Origin of the sequence: Georhizobium sp. MAB10, assembly GCF_045012825.1 — a bacterium.
Lineage (GTDB): Bacteria > Pseudomonadota > Alphaproteobacteria > Rhizobiales > Rhizobiaceae > Georhizobium > Georhizobium profundi.
Map to the genome: position 1 here is coordinate 454810 of NZ_CP118314.1, position 21239 is coordinate 476048.

Sequence of the window (21239 nt, forward strand, 5' to 3'; positions counted from 1 at the left end):
CAAAACAGTGGCAGACGACAAATTCTTCGATCTGCCATGAGCTCAGGTAATACCCGATGGATCGTCACGACATTCCGCTCAACGCCTTGCGTGTGTTCGAAGTCGCGATGCGGCAAGGGAGCTTCACGCGTGCCGCCATCGAACTGCGTGTGACGCAGGCGGCCGTCAGCCATCAGATCGCGCGGCTGGAGGACATGCTCGGCACGACGCTCTTTCGCCGCACATCGCTCGGGCTCTTACCGACGGAAGAAGCCTCGGCGCTGTTTCCCGTTCTTGAGCACGGGTTCGATACCATGGCGCGCGCGCTCGATCGCGTGCGGGGCAAGCACCACATCGAGGTGCTGCAGATGGGTGTGGTCACGACATTCGCGCTGGGCTGGCTGATGCCGCGGATCGGGCATTTCAACGAGGCGCATCCGGAGATCGATCTGCGCATCTCGACCAACAACAACCGCGTGGAGATCACGCGCGAAGGCCTCGACATGGCCATTCGCTTCGGCGCCGGATCGTGGACCGGACTGGAGGCGGAGCCGCTGCTTGCCGCGCCGATGACGCCGCTCTGTGCACCCGATGTTGCAAAGCGCCTGCGTGTTCCGGACGACCTTACCCGGGAGACGCTGCTGCGCAGCTATCGCAAGGACGAGTGGGAGCAGTGGTTCGAGGCAGCCGGCATAGCCTGCCCGCCGCTCAACGGCCCGGTGCTCGACTCGTCGATTGCGCTTGCAGAACTGGCGGCTGATGGTTTCGGCGTGGCGCTGCTGCCCTCCGCCATGTTCAGCCGGCAGATTTCGATCGGTCGTCTGGTCCGCCCCTACGATGTGGCAGTTTCAGCGGGCTCCTATTATCTCACGCGCCCGGTAGGGAAGGCGGTGACACCCGCGATGGCCACCTTCGCCGCATGGCTGCGATCAGAGCTTTTAGATGCAAGCGACGCCTAACCTTCATCCACTCTCGGACGTGAGGACCGACGCCATGGAGGCCCCGATTTGGCCGCCTGCATAATCGTCGCCATAGGCGCTCCGGGTTTGCTGGTTGAGTTTCACCAGTGCCGGGTGAGATGACACCCTGCGCGACAAGGCCAAGGTGTGCGGCGCCGTCTCCGCCAGCATCTTCTCGATCCGGTCGAAGCGATCGGCGATCGTGGTCCAGAGCGTTGCCGTGACGATGTCGGCGATCCCCGGAGCGGACCCGCCAAGCAGATATCCGTCATCGGCCGTCAGGCCGTGCTTCGTGCCCAGCACTTCCCAGAACGTCATCCACTTACGTAGACGGGGGAGGAAGTCCTGCCACCGCTCTTCTGTCCACATGGCCTGGCCGCCATTGAGCGTCAGCTCGTCGATCACGTCATTGGCGTCGTTGACCACTTTCATGGTCAAGGCGCGCAACTCCGGCGTCTTTGGCAGAAGATCCAGTTTCTCGCCGAGATAGAACACGATCGCGGGCATCTGGGAGACCGCGAAGCCACTTTCGCTGTCGATGAGAACCGGAGGGCCCATGAAGGGGACCGGCATGTCGAAGACATTGGCGTCCATCAGTTCCGCGATCGGGGGTTCATCCCACTCGGTCCATTCCACGCCGGCATGGGCAAGGATCGCGCGCACGAACTGGCCGCGAAACGGCACCGACCAGTACAGAAGCTCATAGGAGGCCACGGCACGTCTCCGTCTCGTCTGGCGTGAAGCGTTTCGAGCGCTCAGCCTAACCGATATGCCTTCCTTGCCAAACCGGCCGCAAGATCCTGCGCGATCGCAAAGGCCTCGTCTTCTTCCATGCGGTGCGACGTGACCAGTTCGGCCAAGAAGGCGCAGTCGGTCCGTCGCGCGACATCGTGGCGTGCCTGGATCGAGGTGATGGCGCGTGTGTCGTCGTTGAAACCGGCCGTGTTGTAGAAGCCCGCCGTCTCGGTGACCTGCTGACGATAGCGACGGATGCCTTCGAAGCTGTCGTGGAACCACCAGGGCGGGCCGAGCACGAGTGACGGCCACGCACCGGCAAGCGGTGCGAGTTCTCGCGTGTAGGTCGTCTCGTCCAGAGTGAAGAGGATCACCCGTAGCTGAGGCTCCAGACCCACCGCATCGAGCATCGGCTTCAGCGCTTCGGTGAAGCTGACAGGAACCGGGATATCGAAACCGCGGTCACGCCCATAGTCGGCAAGAACGGAGCGGGAGTGGTTGCGGTGCGAGCCGCAATGGAGCTGCATGACCATGCCGTCTTCGGCAGACATGCGCGCCATCTCGGTCAGCATCTGCGCACGGAAAAGTTCGGCCTCGCCCGTGCCCAGGCGTCCGGTGCGGGCACGTTCGTAAAGGCTTGCGGCTTCGTTCTGCGGCATGTTGGCGGTGCGCGGCGTTGCATGTCCGTGGTCCGTCGCCGTCGCGCCCAACTCCCGGAAAGCGGCACGCCGCGCGCGGTGAGCGTCGAGATAGCCGGCCCATGTCACTGTCGACATGCCCGAGACTTCTGCCAGCTTTTCCAGGTTATCCGCAAAGCCAGGCTGGTCGGGGTCCGTTACCGCATCGGGACGATAGGTCGGCACGACGCGCCCGTGCCACGCAGACTCGCGGATCTGTCGGTGCCATTGCAGATCGTCCAAGGCACCATCGGTCGTCGCGATGACCTCGATGTTGAACCGGTCATAGAGCCCGTGAGGCCGGAAGCGATCCTCCTGCAACACGGCCTGAATGCGCTCATAGGCGGCATCGGCGGTTTCCGATTGAAGTCGCTCCGAGAACCCGAAGACGTTCTCCAAAGCATGCTCGATCCAAAGCTTGGAGGGCGTGCCGGCGAAGAGATGGAAGTTCGACGCAAATGTACGCCAGATCGCGTGGGGATCGGTTTCGGCCCCTTGTCCGATGCCGAGCGCCTCGAACGAGACGCCCTGGCTGACGAGCATGCGGGTAACGTAATGGTCCGGCGTGACGAACAGCGTCGCCGGATCGCTGAATGCCTCATTCGTCGCCCACCAGCGCGGATCGGTGTGACCGTGCGGAGAGACGATCGGCAGGTCGGCAACCGTCTCGTAGAGCGCACGGGCGATGCCACGCGTCGCCGCGTCGGTTGGAAACAATCGGTCGGGATGAAGCGCCATTACATCAGCCAGTTGGGGAGGAACAGAACGATCTCTGGAAACAGGATCATGATCGCGACGAGCAGGAGGACCGCAAGCGCGAGCGGAATGAGTTCGATCGAATAGTCCTTGTAGGAACAGTTCAAAATCCCGCAGACCGCGAACATGGACACGCCGAAGGGCGGCGTCATTCCGCCGAAGGTGACGAGCGTCATCATCACCAGTCCGAAATGCACGGGATCCACGCCCGCGGCCGTGACGACCGGAACGAGGATCGGTGTCAGGAGCATGACGAGAACCGTCGCTTCCACCAGCATGCCAAGGACGAGCAGGAAGCCGGCGATGACGAAGAGCAGCACCGTCGGGTCGGACAGGGTCGTCAAGGCCACCTCGGCGATCGATTGCGGGACGCGCTCGAAGGTGATGACGTAGCCGAAGGTGCCGGAGAAGAGGATGATCAGCATGATCATGCCGATATCGTTGATGCTCTTCATCATGGCGTCGATGCAGCCGGCGATCGTCATCTGTCGGTGAATGAAGAAGCCGACGATCAACGCATAGGCGACGGCGAAAGCACCCGCTTCCGACGGGGTAAAATAGCCGAACCGGATTCCGACGAGGAGCCAGACGGGAAACATGACCGCCCAGAAGCTCTTGCAGAATTCCTGGCCCACTTCGCGCAGCGTCGGGTAGCGATCGTTGATCGGCTGGTAGTCACGCTTGACGGCCACCATCCATGTCGTGACCATCAGCACGATGGTCAGCAGGACGCCAGGCACGACGCCGGCGATGAACAGACGGCCGATCGAGACTTCCCCGAGATAGCCGTAGAGGATAAGCCCGAGGCTTGGCGGGAGCGTCGCGGTGATGAGCCCTCCGACGGACAGAATGGCAGCGGTGAAGCCGCGGCTGTAGCCCTGCTGGATCATCGGGTTTCCGAGAATGCGCGCCTGCATGGCGGCATCGGCGACTGCCGAACCCGAAATGCCGCCCATCAGCGCGGAGAGGATGAGCGTCGACTGCGCGAGCCCGCCGCGCATCCAGCCGGCAACTGTTGTCGCCAGCGCGACGAGCCGCGGCGTGATGCCCGCGCTGTTCATCAGATTGCCGAGCAAGATGAAAAGTGGCACCGCCAGAAGCGGGAAGGACTGGCTTGCGGCCACGATGCGCTGGACTGCCGTGCTTTCCGGCAGAAAGACCGAGGGCAGAAGGAAATAGCTGGAGCCGGCAATGCCGATCGCAAAGGCGACGGGCATGCCGAGGATGATCAGGCCAAGAGCAGCCGCGAGGATCAGAGCGGAGATCATAGGACGCCTTCCTTGGCCTCTTGAGTGGGCTCGTATGACGCAATGAGCCCCTTGGCCCAGAATCGACGAATGAACGAAATGGCTAAGAGAGCCGAGCCGACGGGCAGGGCGAGCGTGACGAGGCCGTAACTCAGCCCGGAGGCCCCAAGCGTGCGCTGCCAGTTACCAACTGAGAGATCGAAACCGAGCTTGGCGACGAAACCCAGGAAGACGAGCATCAGCAGCAGGTTGAAGCCAGCAACCCAACGGCGCAGCGGCACCGGCAAGATATCGGGGAGTGCGGAAACGCGGATGTGTTCGCCATGCTTGGCCGTCAGATCGGCGCCGACCATGCATGTCCAGATCAGAAAGAGCTGTGCGAATTGCGGACCGGACGTGATCGGCGTGCCGATCGACCGACCGATGGCCGTCAACAACACGGCCAGAACCGTCGCGGCAAGCAGCGCGAGCGCGAGCACGAGCTCGATGCGGTCATAGATCTTCCAAAATACGGACATCGGAGCCTCGCTGCCCATCGTAGGAGTCGTTCGGGCGGTCCTGACGACCGCCCGAAACTCAGGTCAAATCCGTCTTACTGGGCGGACGGGAGGTATGGCTGCAGAGCCTCGCGGGCTTCCACCAAGCCGACTTCTTCGTAGACGGAGGCCGTTGCGTCGCGGAAGGGTGCCATGTCGACTTCGTTGAAGACGACGCCTGCCGCTTCCATCTCCGTCTGCACTTCGCCGAGGCGTTCGACGGTCATGCGCGTGGCCTCGTCGCCGGCTGCCTTCAGCTCTTCGTCGATGATCGTGCGGATGTCTTCCGGCAGCGACTCCCACCAGGCTTGAGACGTCGCCAGGCCCGTGAAGAGCTGGATGTGGTTCGTCAAGGCGATGTTGGTCGCGACTTCGTGGAGCTTGATGCCATAGGCACCGGTCAGCTGAGCTTCAGCGCCATCGATCGCCCCAAGCTGGAGCGCCGAATAGACTTCGGACCATGCCATCGGCGCTGCCGTCGCACCCATGGATTCGACCGTCGCGATCCAGCTCGGCGCATCGATGGTGCGCACGCGCACGCCCGAGAGGTCTGCCGGCGCGGTGATCTCCTTCTTGGTGATCATCTGACGCGTGCCCTGGAACCAGTTGTAGTTCAGGAGGCGGATGCCGGAGCTTTCTGCGAGCTCTTCGACCCATTCGCCATAGACGGGCGAATCGGTGATCGCTGCGTATTGCGTGTAGTCGTCGACAAGATATGGCGCGGCCAGAATGCCGAGCTCGGCGTGCAGAGGTGCCAGGCGACCAGCATCGACGAGCGCCGCGATCGGCGCGCCGTTGCGGATCTGCTCCAGAACGTCGTTATCCTCGCCAAGCTGCGAGCTCGGGTAGATCGTGACATCAACGCGACCCTCGGAGCGCTCCTCGATGCGCTGTTCGGCACCCTGCATGGCAATGACCAGCGGGTCCTGCAGCGTCTGTGACGTCGAGAGGTTGAGCGAGAATTCCTGTGCCGAGACGACGCCTGCTACGAGCGCGAGCGCAGTTGTCAGTCCAAGTGTCTTCAGTGTGACGTTCATGATCGTTCCTCCTTGATCATTCTCAGTGATTTTCAGCCGTCGGGGGCGGCGTCAGCGTCCAGAGGCCCGCACGGGCGCCTTCCGTGACGAAGATGGCCACGTGGTAGAGCAGGCGGCTTAAGGCCTCGGACCAGACAGGTCGGCCATCAGCATCGAGACGGTTCACCCAGACGGGCAGACCGGTTGCTGCAGCCGACGCAAAGAAATGGCGAGCCATGATCGATGCGAGGCCGCGTGCGCGCGTTGCATCACCGGTGTCAGCAAGGCGTGCATGGCGGGCGGCGTAGAATTTGCCGGCTTCCGTCAACGGCCAGAGAAGATGCGTGTTCTCGGTGACCTGACCTCGAGCATCGAGCGCATCGAAAGGAAGGCCTTCCAAGGGACCGGAGTGCGGTGCCAGCCCATGCCGCTCGACGAAGGCGATCATCGGGTCGGCCAAGGATCGCGCATCGTTCACGCCGGCCAGATCGGCGTAGCGATGCAGCAGCCAGGCCCATTCATACTGATGACCCGGCTCGCGCCGCTCGCCATCCGTGTCGGCCAGAGGCTGCAGGTCATGGCCGACGAATTCGCGCACCGCGCCGGTCGTTTCATCGATGAAAAAGCGACGGCCGACGTCGAGCATGGCTTCCGCGCGTTCCAGCCAGAGGCGATCGCCGGTCATCTCGAACGCCTGCAGCAGCGCCTCGAACATGTGCATGTGCGGGTTCTGGGCGCGCAGATCGCCAGGCTTGGCGCCCGCGGCCGCCATGACATCGTCTTCCCAGAGCGCACCGGTGCCGGGATCGGTCAGGCGCTGCGCAATGAAGTCCCAGCATTCGTCGATCCGGTGTTGCGAGACGGAATCCGGCGCGGCTTTTCGCAGGGTCACGAGCGCCAGGAGCACGAAGGACTGATCGTAGGTGCGGCGAACCTGAGACATCGGATCGGCCAAGGGCTGGCAGTCGCGCGAAACGCTGAACCGGTAACCGCCGTCCGCGTCGCGGAGGCGCTCATCGAGAAAGCGGTACGTTTCGATCGCTGCATCGAGCAACCGCTGGTCGCCGGTGGCAAGATGGAGATGAGCGAGGGTGAACGCGATGCGCGCATGAACGAGCGTAGTCTTCGCATCGCCTTCGACCGGGCGACCATCGAGGGCGAGACGATCGACGATGCCACCATGCACCCGGTCACGCGCAAGCTGCAGCCAGCGCGGCACGAAGGACGAAGCGAAGTTGGCGACGTCGAATGGCGCGATGGGGACCACGACACTCATGACGCTTCAACACGTTCGTCGAAGAAGGCAGGCAGGGCGGCGATCACGGCTGGGAGATCGTCGAGAATCTGCCGCAGATGCGACCGCATCGCACCTTCGGCGCCATCGCCGTCGCCATTGCGGATCGTCTGGACGACATCTTCGTGCTGCGAAAGCAACTGGCGCAACGGAAACTGCTTGGCGCTCAGATGACGCACGCGGTCCATCTGCGTCTTCAGCGGCTGCAGAATATCCCAGCTCGCACCCTGCCCCGCTTCAGATGCCAGCAACCGGTGAAACCGTTCGTCGAGCTGGATGAATGTCGCGGGGTCGTCGTCCTCGACGGTGGCGCGCTGGCGGAGGATCAGGTCGTCCAGCTCCCGCAGAAACCCTTCTTTCGGCCGCGCCGCGAGAATCCGGACGATGTCCGCCTCGACGGCTTCGCGCACGAACCGGGCGGACATGACGGCGGCAACGTTGATCTGGCTGACATAGGTGCCGCGCTGCGGCCGGATCTCGACCAGGCTTTCCTCGGACAATTTGATGAAAGCTTCGCGCACCGGCTGGCGGCTGACGGCATAGGACGCCGCAACATCGACTTCGGAAAGCCGCGTGCCCGGAACGAGGTCACCCTTCACGATACGCTCACGCAACAGGCGATAGAGACGCGGGCCAACAGGCTGCCCTCGTTCCTCGTCACGTGTTTGCAGTGCCGATGCGTCTCGCACGTTCACGGTGATCTCCTCCGCGCCAAGCAATGAACCATACTACCATACTAGTCAACAACAAAGCGTGGTGCTATCTGATGACGGGGTCGCCGTTGGGCGGCTGATTATGCAGGAGGAGCATTCATGCGGCAGACTTGGCGCTGGTTCGGCCCGAAGGATCAGGTCTCTATCGACGATATGATGCAGGCCGGCGTCGAAGGGGTCGTATCCGCTTTGCACCACGTCCCGACAGGGTCCGTCTGGACGCCGGACGAGATCGAGAAACGGCAGTCGCTGATTGCCCGCATGACGGACGGCGCTCCGTCGGGACTTGCTTGGGAAGTCGTCGAAAGCCTGCCCGTCTCCGAGGACATCAAGAAGCAGAGTGGGGATTGGCGCGCACATATCGATGCCTGGCGCACCTCGCTGAAGCACCTGCATGCGGCTGGCATCGAAACGATCTGCTATAATTTCATGCCGGTGCTCGACTGGACGCGCACCGAGCTTGCGCATCGCCGGCCGAACGGCGCCACCTGCATGCGCTTCGACCTGATCGACTTCGCGGCGTTCGACATTCACATCCTCAAGCGGCCGGGCGCGAGCCACGATTTCAGCGACGCTGTCGTCGAGGATGCGGGTCATCGCTTTGCCGCCATGGACGATGCCACGCGGGCGAAGCTTGCCGACAACATCGTTTGCGGATTGCCGGGCGCCGCGGAAAGCTTCACGCTCGACGACATTCGCGATCATCTCGCGGGCTACGCTGTGCTTGGCGAAGACCGCCTGCGCCAGAACCTCATCGATTTCCTGTCAGAGGTCGCGCCGCTTGCAGAAGAACTTGGCATGCGGCTTTGCTGCCACCCGGACGACCCGCCCTTCGCTCTGCTCGGACTGCCGCGCATCATGTCGACGGAAGCGGACTATCGCGCCATTCTCGATGCGGTCGATCTGCCGTCGAATGGCGTGACGCTGTGCTCGGGTTCGCTCGGTGCGCGCCCCGACAACGACCTGCCAAAGATGATGGAGGCGCTCGGCGATCGGGTGCATTTCCTGCATCTGCGCAATGTGACGCGCGAAAGCGACGACATCGCCGGCAGTTTCTTTGAAGACGAGCATTTGGGCGGCAGCACGGACATGGTCGCTCTCATCGCCGCGGTGGTGCGTGAGGAGCGCAAGCGGCGGCAGGCCGGGCGGCGGGACGTTTCGATCCCGTTCCGGCCCGATCACGGCCAGGAGATCCTCGACGATTTCCAACGCAAGGCACAGCCCGGCTACCCGGCGATCGGCCGGCTGAAGGGCCTTGCCGAACTGCGCGGCATCATGACGGCGCTGACCCACGAGCACGAAGGGCTCCGGGCATGAGCGGTGGAGACCCGCGGCCGCGGCTTGCAAGCTTGTCGGACGTCGCTGGATCGGCCCGGCTTCCAACCTACCAGCCGGACGATCATGGCACCGGGATCGTGCATCTCGGACTTGGCGCTTTTCACCGGGCACACCAGGCGGTCGCGACCGACGACGCGCTCGCGGCGGCAGGTGGCGACTGGCGCATCTGCGCTGTCAGTCTGCGCAGCACGGCACTTGCGGAAGCACTCGCGCCGCAGAACGGGCTTTACACCCTGATCGAACGTGGCACCGATGGCACACGCGCCCGCGTGATCGGATCGCTTTCGCAGGTCATTGCCAACGATCCGGTCGCGACGCTTGCTGCGCTGTGCGACACGGCGGTCAAGATCGTGACCCTGACGGTGACCGAGAAAGGCTACGGTATCGACCGTGCCAATGGCGGACACGATCTCTCGCATCCGGCTGTCGCGGCGGATCTTAAGTCGCCGGAAACGCCGTCCGGCGTTCTTGGGCTGCTAACTGCTGCGCTCAAGCTGCGCCGCGATGCCGGCATCGCGCCCTTCACCGTTCTTTCCTGCGACAATCTTCCCGAAAACGGACAGCTTCTGCGCGGTGGCGTCATCGGCTTTGCCCGCGCCGTAGACACCGAACTCGCTGATTTCATCGCGGCGGAGGTGGCGTTTCCATCGTCCATGGTAGACAGGATCACGCCGGCCGCAACCGATCAGACGCTGGCCGATGCGGCGGCGGCGACGGGCTGCGTCGACCGTGCGGCGGTGGAGACAGAACGATTCAGCCAGTGGGTCATCGAAGATCACTTTCCGCAGGGTCGACCTGCCTGGGAAGCCGGTGGTGCGATCTTCGTGACGGATGTCACGCCGTTCGAGCGCGCCAAGCTCACAATGCTGAACGGCACCCATTCGATGCTGGCTTATGCGGGCTTCCTCTCCGGGCACCAATTCGTCCGCGACGTGATGGGCGACACCGCGCTTGCGGCGCTCGTTCGGCGTCATCTGCAAGCTGCCGGCCGGGTTCTGCCGCCCTTGCCGGGCTTCGAAGTGCAGGCCTATGCCGCCGCGCTCGCGGACCGCTTCCACAATCCCGCGATTGCTCATGCGACCTATCAGATTGCGATGGATGGCACCGAGAAACTGCCGCAGCGGATCTTTGCGCCCGCGATCGCCGCTCTCGATGCCGGGCAGCCGCTGCGCCCATTCGCATTCGCGACCGCGGCGTGGATGCGTTACACGCTGGGTGTCAGCGACGCGGGTGAGTCCCATGCGCTGCGCGATCCCCGCGAAGACGAAATCAGGCGCCAGGTTCAATCCGTGCCGCGCGATGCAAAGACCATCCGCACCGCCTTGAGCGGCATGCCGGACTTCATGCCAGCGCAGCTTGCACGATCCGAAGCATGGAATGAGGCGGTAGACGATTGTCTCAATGCCATCCTGACCCAAGGTATGTCTGCCGCAATCCTCGCAGAGGCGAGCCGATGAGTTCGAAACTGTTTCTCGCCATCGGCGAGCCTATGGTGGAGCTGAGTGGCGCAGGCGAGAGCGATTCCGATCTCTGGCGGATGGGCTTTGCGGGAGACGTGCTCAATACGCTTTGGTACACGCGCGCCGCCCTGCCTCAAGACGGCGCGGGAGGTTGGCGCACAGCACTTCTCACGCGTCTAGGCAGCGATCCATTTTCGTCGAAACTGCGCGGCTTTCTGGACGACAACGGGCTCGACACCGCATTTGTCCAAACCGACGAACACCGCAGCGTCGGCCTCTACGCCATCAGCCTGTCAGAGCATGGGGAGCGCAGTTTTTCCTACTGGCGGTCGCATTCGGCGGCGCGCCGCCTGGCGGATGATCAGAACGCCCTTTCGGAGGCTATCACCTCTGCCGACCTCGTCTATTTTTCTGGCATCACGCTGGCGATCCTGACGGACGAGGGACGCCAGAACCTTCTCGAAGAGGTGCGCGCTGCGCGTCAACGCGGCCAGCAGATCGTCTTCGATCCTAACATCCGTCGCCGGTTGTGGGACGATGTCGAGACGATGAAACACTGGCTGTCCCAAGCCATGGCAGTCGCTTCGATGGGCCTGCCGAGCTTCGACGACGAAGCCGATCTCTGGAGCGACGCCACGTTGGACGACTGCCTCTCCCGCTGGCAAGAGTCCGGTTGTGGTGAGGTCGTCGTCAAGAATGGCGGTGGCGACATGGTAGCAGCCGAGACTGGGAAACCGGTCGAGCGGCTCGCGGTCAAGCGCGAAAAGCCAGTCGATACGACGGGCGCCGGCGATGCTTTCAACGCGGGCTACATCGCCGCCCGGCTGGGTGGGAAAGCCCTTCGTCAGGCCATGCTTGACGGACATGCGATGGCAAGCCGGGTCATTGCGGTGCCCGGTGCTCTGGTCCCGATGGCGCAGCTGATCTGAACAGGTCCGTTCTCCTCGCCGAGCCTACGCTGTCTTGTGCAGTCCCGGCAGAGCGGCCCCGATATGGGCGCCCAGCGCCCGTGCCGCCGAAGATGGGCGCTGTTCGGAGAATTCGAGCGCGACGCCGATCGTGGGAAGTGGTGGCAGGCCTCTCGATACGACATGAAGGTCGGGCGGGACGGCGGATCGCGTCAGCACGCTGATGGCGTGACCTGAACGGGCGATCGCGATCAGGCCCGCCAGGCTGTTGCTGGCAAAGGCAATTCTGTATCGCCGATTGGCCGCGCCCATCGCGTCACAGGCCGCGCGGTAGTCGAGGCTGACCGGAGCGGATAGCGCCAGCGGTATGACCGCATGGTCGACGATCGCTGGAGCTGCCTCACTCGCCACCCAGACGAAGCTCTCCTTGCGGATCACCTCGCTGCTTTCGGGGTCCGCCACCGAGACCAGCGCGACGTCGAGCTGGCGGCGATGCAGCAGCGGCCGCAGATCGGACGTCGGCGCACAGACCATGCGCAGTTCGATGTCAGGGTGCAGCGCGCAGAAATCCCTGAGAAGCTCTGGCAGAAAGGCGATGGAATAATCCTCCGGGCATCCAAGGCTGACCGAGCCCCGGATCGTCGTTCCGCCCATGTCGGCCCAGACCTCATCCTGCCTTGCGAGCAGCGCCTCGGCATGGACCAAGAACTTTTCGCCCGATGCCGTGAGCCTGACACCCGATCCGCTGCGATGGAAAAGCGTGTGGCCGACCTGATCCTCAAGCCGGTGCATCTGCATACTGAGCGCCGACTGGGTGCGTCCCACTTCAAGCGCTGCGAGGCTGATCGAACCAGTGCGCGCAACGATGCTGAAGCTGCGAAGCAAGGCAAGGTCGAGAAGCCGCATGCCATCAATCCGGTTGATACCGGGTTGAAGCAATATCAATTTGCCTCAAGCCGCAAGCAAATCTAGCTCTGGACGCTTCTCTTGCCGAGGATGCTGCCATGTCTCTCAACAATGATCCCGCCTTCTGGAGTGCCGCGAAAAAGCATGTGACGCGCTACGGGCCGAGTTTCGAGACGGTGATCATCGAACGGGCCGAAGGCAGCCATGTCTATGATGCGGACGGTCGGGCAATCCTCGATTTTACCTCCGGCCAGATGAGCGCCGTTCTCGGCCATACGCATCCCGACATAGTGGCGACCGTCGACCGGCAGATGAAATCGGTCGCCCACCTCTTCAGCGGGATGCTGTCGCGCCCGGTGGTCGATCTGGCCACCCGCCTGGCCGCACTCGCGCCCGGTCTCGAGCGCGTGCAGCTGCTGACGACCGGGGCGGAATCGAACGAAGCGGCCATTCGCATGGCCAAGCTGGTCACCGGCGGACATGAGGTCGTCGCCTTTGCTCAGAGCTGGCATGGCATGACGGGCGCTGCGGCGTCGGCGACCTACAGTGCCGGCCGTCGCGGTTACGGGCCGGCGACGGCGGGCTCGTTCGTCATCCCTGCCCCCAATTCCTATCGCCCGCGCTTCACCCATGCGGATGGATCGAACGACTGGCAGGCAGAGCTCGACGATGCGTTCGATCTGATCGACAGGCAGTCGACGGGGGGCCTCGCGGCGTTCATCGCCGAACCGATCCTGTCGAGCGGCGGCATTCTCGAGCTTCCGCTCGGCTATCTAGCGGCTCTGAAGCACAAATGCGAAGAGCGCGGCATGCTGCTGATCCTCGACGAGGCACAAACCGGCGTCGGGCGTACCGGCCACATGTTCGCCTTCCAGCGCGACGGCGTGACGCCGGATATCCTGACGCTGTCGAAAACGCTCGGCGCCGGCCTGCCGCTCGCCGCCGTCATGACGACCGAGGAGATCGAGCAGAAGGCCTTCGAGAAAGGCTTTCTCTTCTACACCACCCACGTTTCAGACCCGCTGCCCGCGGCAGTCGGCGTAACGGTTCTCGATGTGGTGGAGCGCGACGGGCTGGTGGAGCAGGCCGTGAAGCAGGGTCGGCGACTGAAGGATGGGCTGCTCTCCCTGCAGCAACGTTTCGAATGTGTCGGCGACGTGCGCGGACGCGGTCTGCTGCTCGGGCTCGAAGTGGTTGCCGACCGGCAGACGAAATCGCCCGGTTTCGAACTCGGTGCCCGGGTGATGGAGGAGGCCATGAACCGGGGGCTCAGCATGAACATCGTCAAGCTGCCCGGCATGGGCGGGGTCTTCCGCATCGCTCCACCGCTGACAGTGTCGGATGATGAGATCGATCGCGGGCTGGCCATCATGTCGGACGCGATCGAAGCGGCCTCCACGACGCGCTGAAGCTACCCCCTGTCCGGTCGGGCTGCACGCGCTGCGGGCTGCAGTCGTATCGTCGCGCTAGGAGGTTTTCAGCACGTCGTGCCACTCCGTATGGCGCTCGAACTGTGCTTTTGCGAAAGGGCAAAGCGGGATGATCTTGATGTTGTCCCGCCGCGCATCCTCGACTGCCTGGCGCACCAGACGCTCGCCGACCTTGCGTCCCCGCAATGCAGAGGGGACTTCGGTATGGTCAATGATGATGAGGCGTTCACCGGCGCGGCTGTAGGTCATCTCGGCCTCGGTGCCGCCGATCACCAACAGATATCGGCCCTTCGATCCACCATCCTCGCGCTCGACCTCGCCTTCGTCGAGAGAAGGTGATTTCGCCTCCGAGCGCTCGGCGTCATGCGGGCGTACCTTGCGCGGCTTGCCCGGCGCGCATTCGAGCAGATCACGGTCCCAGCCGCCGAGATCGGCGGCGGCTTCATAGGTCGAGGTGAGAAAGGCGAGCAGCGCTTCGTCGGGATCGTCGGCCGAACGCACGGCATCGTAAGGCAGGATGAACTCTGACAGGCCTTCATGCCAGAACGCAGAGTCAGGCTTTACCGCAGCGCTGCGGAAACCGCCCGGCGCGGGATACGCATAGGCGTAGAAGGCGGGATAGTCGATGCCGCCGCCGCCCGGCCAGAATCCTGCCGAAGAAACTTCCCGATCATAGGCTTCCTGCGCCACGTCGTTCGGAAGCGCCGGCACGCCACCGGGATGGAGGGGCGCGCGGCGGCCTGAAAAGCGGGTGACGGCGAGATCGAAACTGCCCCAGAAGAGATGAACTGGGCTCGATTTTCCCAGGAAGGATGTGCGGAACCGATTGAAGTCACTATCGACGGCCATGAGCGCCCGGTGAAACCGCTCGACCGCCTCGCTGTCATAAGGACGGTCGCGGTCGTCTTCCCGAAACGGCACCGGGTAGGGCACTTCGTTCGGCTGGCCGTTAAAAGTCGGCGTGCCGCCCAGTTCGGATACCAGAGCGACGAATTTCGCGTGAAATGCCGCAACGGTCATCGGGCCGAGCTCGAACGATGACCGGCGGCCTTCGCCGCAAGTGCCGATGATCCTATGCTCGCGGAAATCGAACCGGATCTCGATGCCGGGACCATCCGGGATCATGCCCGTCGTCAGGCCGGTTGGCGTCACATAAGAGGTTGCGTTCCAGGAGTGGTTGATCCAGGGCGTGTGCGCCAGCCGGTACTTCCCCACGATCTGAAGATAGAGATGCAGGGCGGAGCAGGTGTCGCGCCAGCTGAGATAATCGAGTTCCGGCCATCTATCGTTCATTGGATCTCTTTCATTACAGTCGTGCAGCTTCGATGCCAGTCCGGCGCGCAAGGCGGCTTTTACGGCAGCGGGATGTATTCGTCGCGATCATCGGCAGGCAGGTCGAAGCGGCCGCTGCCCCAGTTTCCGGCCCGCCAATCCGCCTTTGCCTCCTCGATGCGCTCCCTGGACGAGGCCACGAAATTCCACCAGATGTAACGCGGCCCGTTGAACGTCGCGCCGCCGAGTATCATCAGCCGCGCACCTTGCGGTCCCGCAGCGACCGTGATCGCGTCATCCGGCCTGAAGACCATCATCTGCGACGCCTCGTAGTGCTGGCCGGCAATGAGGATCGACCCCTCGACGATGTAGATGCCGCGATCCTCGTGCTCGTCCGGCAGCGGCAGCCGGCTCCCCGGATCGAGCTTCACATCCGCATAGAAGGTCTCGGAAAACATCTTCGCGGGAGCAGACGCACCATAGGCATCGCCGAGAATGAGGCGGACGGAGACACCCGTGTCCTCGATCATGGGAAGGCTTTCCTTGGCGTGATGCTCGAATGTCGGCGCCACGTCTTCGACGTCTTCGGGAAGTGCCAGCCAGGTCTGAATACCGAACAGCCCGTTAGGCCCTTTGCGGGCTGCCTCCGACGTGCGCTCCGAATGGGTCACACCGCGCCCGGCGACCATCCAGTTGAGTGCGCCCGGCTGGATGATCTGGTCGGCGCCGGTGCTGTCCCTGTGATGAAAATCGCCTTTGAAGAGATACGTTACGGTACCAAGACCGATATGCGGATGCGGCCGCACGTCGATCCCCTGCCCGGTCAGCAGTTCCGCCGGGCCCGCCTGATCGAAGAAGATGAAGGGGCCGACCATCTGCCGTTTAGGCGCGGGAAGCGCACGGCGCACTTCGAAACCGCCGAGATCGCGCGAGCGCGGAATGATCAGGGTCTCGATTGCATCGAGCCCCACCTCGTCGGGGCAACCCGGTTCAAGTGCGGGATTCCAGCTCATAGGCGCCATCCTCTTCGTGCAGGGCTCTGGCCCTCGTTGCCATGACGGGCGGATCATATCGGCCCGCACCGGAAGCGGCGCTCAAGATAGCCTGCCGCCCTGCCTTGCACTACCGGTGGATGCGTCCCGCCACTAGGTCCGGATTGCCGTCAGCTGTGTTGCAGAAAGTGGAACGCGATTTCCATTTTTCGGCGGCTCCCGTTTTCCGCTCACAACAAAATCCATCGAAATTCAAGCATGTTTCTCTAATATAAGAACGCCTAATGCGCTCACGAAAATTTTACCACATGCAACGTGACTTTATTTTCGTGCCTTCGAATTAAGCAGACTCATAAGATTTAAGCGGAGGGTGGCCGTTCTTCATTTTGTGAGAACAGCAATGACCAAAACCTTCCTGAACGATCGAAGCGGCAACTTTGCAATATTTGCTGCATTCGCACTGCCCGTTACTCTCGGCGCAGCCGGTCTAGGCGTCGACGTCGTTCACATGCGGTCCGTGGTTTCAGAAGTGCAACAGATCACCGATGGCGCCGTTCTCGCCGCGACACGCCGAGCGATGACAGACACCGAGCGCAAACAAGTGTTCGAAGATCACCTGCGGTCGCATGTGGGACCTAACGCTTCGTACAAGGTGCTGAACGCGGAATTGCGCAGTGTCGAAGGCACCAACCACATCGAGGTCACGGGAGACGTCACGCTCGCTGTCGACACGTTCTTCCTTCACAACGCCCGGAAGGAACCGGCGCGGGTAATCGCGGCCGCCTACCAATCCACCAAGGCTGTCGAAATCGGGCTCGTGCTCGACAACACCGGTTCGATGGGACAGGAGGGCATCGACACTCTCAAGAGTGCTGCGCTCGGTCTGCTGGGCGTCGTGCAAGATGGCGCTTCCGCCGGCAAGGACATCCGTGTCGCGGTCGTTCCCTTCGTCACTGCAGTCAACATCAAGGGCGAAGGCTTCGATCCGACCTGGATCGATAGCGATGGCAAGTCCCTCTACAATGGCTGGACCTTTCTCGACGAAGACGAGCGTGAGCGTCGTGGCGAAGGCCTTCCGACCGATTGGGAGGACGGCGCGGCGCGGTCGGGGGATGATGACGACGACGACGACGACGATGATGATGATGACGACGACAGCGCGGGTAAAGCCTGCAACAGCCAGGGGCAGGGCGATCAAGCCAAGGCATTGAGAGATGCCTGTCGTCAGCAGCGGCTTGCCGCGCTGGAGTACCCGCACCAGACGGCTCTTTTCAGCGTGTCCGGCACGCAGTGGAAAGGATGCGTCGAAGCGCGTCCCTATCCGCTCAATCTCGGGCTCGAGCCACCACGCTCCCGGGATCCCGATACGCTTTTCGTTCCCTATTTCGCACCCGACGAACCGGGAACCGCAACCCTGGACGGGGGGAACGATTCCACCAAGTTCAACAATTCCTGGCTGAACGATGTCGTGGACGGCAGCACGGCCGAGGTTCAGCGTTCGGCGCTCAAATACATCGATCCGGAGGTGCGGCGGGTCGAAGAGGCCAAGTCTCTCACCCGCGGGCCGAACCGCGCTTGCCCGACGCCCATCGTTCCCCTTTCGCGGGATATGGCCAAGGTGCGCGCCGGGATCAACGCCATGCAATTCTGGAACGGCTCCGGTACGAACATCGCGGAAGGACTGGCCTGGGGGTGGCGGGTGATGACCCCGGGCGCGCCCTACACACAGGCTGCTGCGATCGACCCGGCGAGCACCTCCAAATTCATCGTGCTCATGACAGACGGACGCAACGTGTCCTTCGGCTCCAGCAACACGATGAACAAGTCGGATTACGGATCCTACGGCTTCCTGGCAGACGGGCGAATTGCCGGTGCCAGCACCTCATCGAGTGCCGAAAAGACGCTGAACAATTGGACGCTGAAAATCTGCGAAGACATCAAGACGCAGCAGATCGAGATCTTCACCGTGCTCTACAAGGAAACGGACACCAACGTTCAGAAGATGCTGAAGCAGTGCGCGACCAAGCCCGGCAATTTCTACATGGCCACCAAGACGGCAGGGCTCATCAGCGCTTTTGGTGACATCGCCCGGCAGATGTCGCCGCTCCGCCTGATCCGGTAACGGCGGCATGGCAAACCTTGCCGATGGAGGAACCGGTCCATCGGCAAGACGGCTCTCGTGACCTCAGGGAAGTCGTTTGCCGGTGTCTGCCGCAAAAACATGCAGCAAAGCCGGATCGATGCGCGCTTCCATCGTGTCGTCCAGTTCGCCATCGATCGGCGCCGAGACCACGATGCGGTCGCTGCCGAGATGTCCGTGCACCAGGCGGCTTGGGCCCAGTTCCTCGACATAGGCGATCCGGACCGGAAGCCCCTGCGGCTCGCCCGTGCGGCGCGCGAGGGTCAGGTCTTCCGCTCTCATTCCGATGGTCAACGGACCCTGTGGCAGCGAACGCCCGGCCAGCGGAATCGTCGCGTCGGACAGGCGAAGGCCGTTGCCGTCGCGGGTGGCGGAGATAAGGTTCATCGCCGGCGAGCCGATGAAGCTTGCGACGAAGGTGGATTGCGGATGGCGGTAGATTTCGAGCGGGGTCCCGATCTGCTCGATGCGTCCTTTGTTGAGCACGACGAGACGATCCGCGAGCGTCATCGCCTCGAGCTGGTCGTGGGTAACGTAGACCGAGGTCGTCGCAAGACGTCTCTGCAGCAGCTTGATCTCGCCACGCATCTCCACGCGCAGCTTGGCATCGAGGTTCGACAGCGGCTCGTCGAAGAGGAACGCGGCAGGTTCGCGCACGATCGCCCGTCCCATGGCCACGCGCTGGCGCTGACCGCCGGAGAGCTGACGGGGCTTGCGATCGAGATAATCGCCAATCTGCAGGATGCGGGAAGCCTCGGCGACGCGCCGCTCGATCTCCGCCTTGGGCGTGCCGCGATTCTTCAACCCGTAGGCCATGTTCGCACGCACCGTCATGTGCGGGTAAAGCGCATAGTTCTGGAACACCATGGCGATGTCGCGCTCTGCGGGTTCCTTTGCGTTGACCACGCGGCCGGCGATGGAGACGGTGCCGTCCGTGATTGTCTCGAGACCCGCGATCATGCGCAGCAGGGTCGATTTTCCGCATCCCGACGGACCAACCAGAACGACCATCTCGCCGGTTTCGATCGCGAGGTCGATGCCGGATACCGCTTCCGCGCCACCGGGATATACCTTGCGCAGGTTTTTCAGTTCAATCGCAGACATGGCTATTTCTCCGTCTCGACGAGGCCCTTCACGAAGAGCCTCTGCATGCAGATGACGACCAGCACCGGCGGCAGCATGGCGAGCACGACGGTGGCCATCACCGTGTTCCATTGCGGGTAGCTGTCGGCCACGTCGGCCATGCGCTTGATGCCCATGACGACCGTGTAATAGTCCGAGCTCGTCGTGATCAGCAGCGGCCAGAGATACTGGTTCCAGCCATAGATGAAGAGGATCACGAAAAGCGCGGCGATGTTGGTGCGCGACAGCGGAAGCAGGATGTCGAAGAAGAACTTCATGGGACCTGCTCCATCGACCCGTGCGGCTTCCATCAATTCGTCCGGCACCGTCAGGAAGAATTGCCGGAACAGGAACGTCGCCGTCGCGGACGCGATCAGCGGGATCGACAGGCCCGCATAGGAATTGAGCATTCCGAGATCGGCGACCACCTGGAATGTCGGCACGATCCGCACTTCGACCGGCAGCATCAGCGTGACGAAGATTGCCCAGAATGCGAGTGCGCGAAACGGGAAGCGGAAATAGACGATCGCAAAGGCGGAAAGCAGCGAGATGACGATCTTTCCGATGGCGATCGTCAACGCCATGATCAGCGAGTTCGTCATCATCAGGCTGATCGGCGGGATCCCGGAGGTCGAGACGCCCGATGCGAGCACCTGCCGGTAGTTCTCCACGGCATGGGGTCCCGGCAGCAACGGGATGACGCCAGACATGAAATCGGTCGGCCCATGGGTGGAGGCGATGATTGCGAGGTAGACGGGAAACGCGACGAGCGCGACGCCAGCAATCAGGACGAGGTGCGCGGTAAGCTTCAGGAGCGGCCGGTTCTCGATCATCGGTCAGTACTCCACGCGCCGTTCGATGTAGCGGAACTGGATGAAGGTGAAGACCGTCACGATCGCCATAAGGATGACCGACTGCGCCGCAGACGAGCCGAGGTTCAGGCCGATGAAGCCATCGTCGAAGACCTTGTAGACGAGGATGTTCGTCGCCTGGTTGGGACCGCCTTCTGTGGTCGCGTGGATCACCGCGAACGTATCGAACATCGCGTAGACGACGTTGACCACGACGAGGAAGAACGTCGTCGGCGACAAGAGCGGCAGCGTGATGGTGAAGAAGCGCTTGATCGGCCCCGCGCCGTCGATCGCCGCAGCCTCTGTCAGCGAGCGCGGGATGGCATGCAGCCCGGCGAGGAAGAACAGGAAGTTGTAGGAGATCTGCTTCCAGCTCGATGCGATCACGACGAGGATCATCGCGTCGGTACCATCCAGGCCATGGTTCCAGTTATAGCCCGTCTGGCGCATCAGATAGGACAGGATGCCGATCGTGGGATTGAACATGAACCACCACATGACGCCTGCAACCGCCGGCGCGACTGCATAGGGCCAGATGATGAGGGTGCTGTAGGTCTGCTGGCTGCGGATCATGCCATTCGCGGCGACAGCCAACGCAAGGGCAATGACGATGGAAAGGACGGCAACGCTCGTTGCGAAGACAGCCGTGACGGCCATGGAGTTGAGGTAACTCGCGCTCTGGAAGAGCCGCGTGTAATTGTCGAACCAGACAAACTGCGTTGAGAAGCCGAACGCATCTTCGCGCAGGAACGACTGGCGAAACGCCTGTGCTGCCGGCCAGAGAAAGAAGATAGCCGTCACGGCAAGCTGCGGCGCCAGCAGCATGTAGGGCAGCGCCCGATTGGAAAAGACTGTCCGCTTGCTTTGCATCGATCAACCGGGATTGACGGGCAGGAACCCATTCGGAA

Annotated in this window: 19 protein-coding genes; 6 read left to right on the forward strand and 13 right to left on the reverse strand. The window is 62.8% G+C overall.

Features of this window, described 5'->3' with window-relative positions; genetic code table 11:
• Positions 1–56 precede the first annotated feature (56 nt).
• On the forward strand, positions 57–938 hold the full coding sequence (locus PU133_RS02055; RefSeq protein ID WP_404863304.1) for a LysR family transcriptional regulator: 882 nt from the start codon (positions 57–59) through the stop codon (positions 936–938).
• Positions 939–941: 3 nt separating this feature from the next.
• On the opposite strand, the gene PU133_RS02060 is transcribed toward PU133_RS02055, so the two are convergent.
• The 7 genes from PU133_RS02060 to PU133_RS02090 all read right to left on the reverse strand — a co-directional run bounded on the left by PU133_RS02060 (position 942) and on the right by PU133_RS02090 (position 7894).
• Positions 942–1652, reverse strand: a complete 711-nt coding sequence (locus tag PU133_RS02060) for a glutathione S-transferase family protein (protein ID WP_404863305.1) — start codon at positions 1650–1652, stop codon at positions 942–944.
• A 41-nt stretch (positions 1653–1693) separates the two neighbouring features.
• On the reverse strand, positions 1694–3088 hold the full coding sequence (gene uxaC / locus PU133_RS02065; RefSeq protein ID WP_404863306.1) for a glucuronate isomerase: 1395 nt from the start codon (positions 3086–3088) through the stop codon (positions 1694–1696).
• A complete protein-coding gene (locus PU133_RS02070; protein ID WP_404863307.1) occupies positions 3088–4374 on the reverse strand; it encodes a TRAP transporter large permease in 1287 nt (428 codons plus the stop codon). Before PU133_RS02070 ends, uxaC begins: the two co-directional genes overlap by 1 nt.
• Complete coding sequence (locus tag PU133_RS02075) at positions 4371–4871, reverse strand: TRAP transporter small permease (RefSeq protein WP_164527760.1); 501 nt, start codon at positions 4869–4871, stop codon at positions 4371–4373. Before PU133_RS02075 ends, PU133_RS02070 begins: the two co-directional genes overlap by 4 nt.
• A gap of 74 nt (positions 4872–4945) precedes the next feature.
• The gene (locus PU133_RS02080) at positions 4946–5926 is read right to left on the reverse strand and encodes a C4-dicarboxylate TRAP transporter substrate-binding protein (protein WP_404863308.1); all 981 of its coding nucleotides are present in this window, start codon (positions 5924–5926) and stop codon (positions 4946–4948) included.
• Positions 5927–5948: 22 nt separating this feature from the next.
• On the reverse strand, positions 5949–7181 hold the full coding sequence (locus tag PU133_RS02085; RefSeq protein ID WP_404863309.1) for an AGE family epimerase/isomerase: 1233 nt from the start codon (positions 7179–7181) through the stop codon (positions 5949–5951).
• Complete coding sequence (locus tag PU133_RS02090; protein ID WP_404863310.1) at positions 7178–7894, reverse strand: GntR family transcriptional regulator; 717 nt, start codon at positions 7892–7894, stop codon at positions 7178–7180. The genes PU133_RS02085 and PU133_RS02090 overlap by 4 nt, the downstream gene beginning before the upstream one ends.
• Before the next feature lie 117 nt (positions 7895–8011).
• On the opposite strand from PU133_RS02090, the gene uxuA reads away from it, so the two are divergent.
• From uxuA to PU133_RS02105, 3 genes are read left to right on the forward strand one after another with little or no spacing between them, the layout of a single operon-like run.
• Positions 8012–9229: a mannonate dehydratase gene (gene uxuA, locus PU133_RS02095; RefSeq protein ID WP_404863311.1), complete on the forward strand. Its 1218-nt coding sequence runs from the start codon at positions 8012–8014 to the stop codon at positions 9227–9229.
• Positions 9226–10707 carry a mannitol dehydrogenase family protein gene (locus PU133_RS02100; RefSeq protein WP_404863312.1) on the forward strand — a complete coding sequence of 494 codons (1482 nt, stop codon included), beginning with the start codon at positions 9226–9228 and terminating at the stop codon, positions 10705–10707. The genes uxuA and PU133_RS02100 overlap by 4 nt, the downstream gene beginning before the upstream one ends.
• Complete coding sequence (locus tag PU133_RS02105; protein ID WP_404863313.1) at positions 10704–11639, forward strand: sugar kinase; 936 nt, start codon at positions 10704–10706, stop codon at positions 11637–11639. The genes PU133_RS02100 and PU133_RS02105 overlap by 4 nt, the downstream gene beginning before the upstream one ends.
• 24 nt (positions 11640–11663) lie before the next feature.
• On the opposite strand, the gene PU133_RS02110 is transcribed toward PU133_RS02105, so the two are convergent.
• The gene (locus tag PU133_RS02110) at positions 11664–12524 is read right to left on the reverse strand and encodes a LysR substrate-binding domain-containing protein (protein ID WP_404863314.1); all 861 of its coding nucleotides are present in this window, start codon (positions 12522–12524) and stop codon (positions 11664–11666) included.
• 98 nt (positions 12525–12622) lie between these two features.
• Here PU133_RS02110 and PU133_RS02115 point away from each other — a divergent pair, with 98 nt between their 5' ends.
• The gene (locus PU133_RS02115) at positions 12623–13933 is read left to right on the forward strand and encodes an aspartate aminotransferase family protein (protein WP_404863315.1); all 1311 of its coding nucleotides are present in this window, start codon (positions 12623–12625) and stop codon (positions 13931–13933) included.
• Positions 13934–13990: 57 nt separating this feature from the next.
• Here PU133_RS02115 and PU133_RS02120 read toward each other — a convergent pair whose 3' ends face one another.
• Both PU133_RS02120 and PU133_RS02125 read right to left on the reverse strand, forming a co-directional pair.
• Positions 13991–15247, reverse strand: coding sequence for a DUF5996 family protein (locus tag PU133_RS02120; RefSeq protein ID WP_404863316.1), 1257 nt, complete (start codon positions 15245–15247; stop codon positions 13991–13993).
• Positions 15248–15306: 59 nt separating this feature from the next.
• Positions 15307–16239: a pirin family protein gene (locus PU133_RS02125; RefSeq protein WP_404863317.1), complete on the reverse strand. Its 933-nt coding sequence runs from the start codon at positions 16237–16239 to the stop codon at positions 15307–15309.
• 379 nt (positions 16240–16618) lie between these two features.
• Here PU133_RS02125 and PU133_RS02130 point away from each other — a divergent pair, with 379 nt between their 5' ends.
• Positions 16619–18340: a pilus assembly protein TadG-related protein gene (locus PU133_RS02130; RefSeq protein ID WP_404863318.1), complete on the forward strand. Its 1722-nt coding sequence runs from the start codon at positions 16619–16621 to the stop codon at positions 18338–18340.
• Positions 18341–18403: 63 nt separating this feature from the next.
• Here the strand turns inward: PU133_RS02130 and ugpC are convergent, their stop codons facing one another.
• Genes ugpC through ugpA form a run of 3 tightly spaced genes read right to left on the reverse strand, consistent with a single transcriptional unit; the run spans position 18404 to position 21201 of the window.
• Positions 18404–19462: a sn-glycerol-3-phosphate ABC transporter ATP-binding protein UgpC gene (gene ugpC, locus PU133_RS02135; RefSeq protein WP_404863319.1), complete on the reverse strand. Its 1059-nt coding sequence runs from the start codon at positions 19460–19462 to the stop codon at positions 18404–18406.
• 2 nt (positions 19463–19464) lie between these two features.
• Positions 19465–20313: a sn-glycerol-3-phosphate ABC transporter permease UgpE gene (ugpE, locus tag PU133_RS02140; protein ID WP_404863320.1), complete on the reverse strand. Its 849-nt coding sequence runs from the start codon at positions 20311–20313 to the stop codon at positions 19465–19467.
• Between the two features lie 3 nt (positions 20314–20316).
• The gene (gene ugpA, locus PU133_RS02145) at positions 20317–21201 is read right to left on the reverse strand and encodes a sn-glycerol-3-phosphate ABC transporter permease UgpA (RefSeq protein ID WP_404863321.1); all 885 of its coding nucleotides are present in this window, start codon (positions 21199–21201) and stop codon (positions 20317–20319) included.
• Positions 21202–21239: the final 38 nt, after the last annotated feature.